Source organism: Pseudomonas sp. SIMBA_068, assembly GCF_046534705.1.
In the GTDB taxonomy this organism is placed as follows: domain Bacteria; phylum Pseudomonadota; class Gammaproteobacteria; order Pseudomonadales; family Pseudomonadaceae; genus Aquipseudomonas; species Aquipseudomonas putida.
In genome coordinates this window covers 1-247 of sequence record NZ_JAWRYI010001286.1, presented here as the reverse complement: position 1 = coordinate 247, position 247 = coordinate 1, and the positions used below count along the sequence as shown (strand labels likewise).

1 protein-coding gene is annotated in these 247 nt (G+C 53.4%); it reads right to left on the bottom strand.

Annotated features, from left to right (window positions below):
* Nucleotides 1–40 precede the first annotated feature (40 nt).
* Nucleotides 41–247 (bottom strand): amino acid--tRNA ligase-related protein (locus SB756_RS33715; RefSeq protein WP_311975758.1); only part of this gene is annotated, 207 nt, incomplete at its 5' end.

Below are 247 nucleotides of genomic sequence, written 5' to 3'. Positions count from 1 at the left end.
AACCCCGACATTTGCCGGGGTTATGAGCATAACGTAATGCTTATTTTACTGGACGCATCGCCGGGAACAGAATAACGTCGCGGATGGTATGGCTGTTGGTGAACAGCATTACCATACGGTCGATACCAATTCCCAGACCTGCTGTCGGCGGTAAGCCGTGTTCCAGTGCGGTGACGTAATCTTCGTCGTAGAACATCGCTTCGTCGTCACCTGCGTCTTTCGCGGCAACCTGATCCAGGAAGCGCTG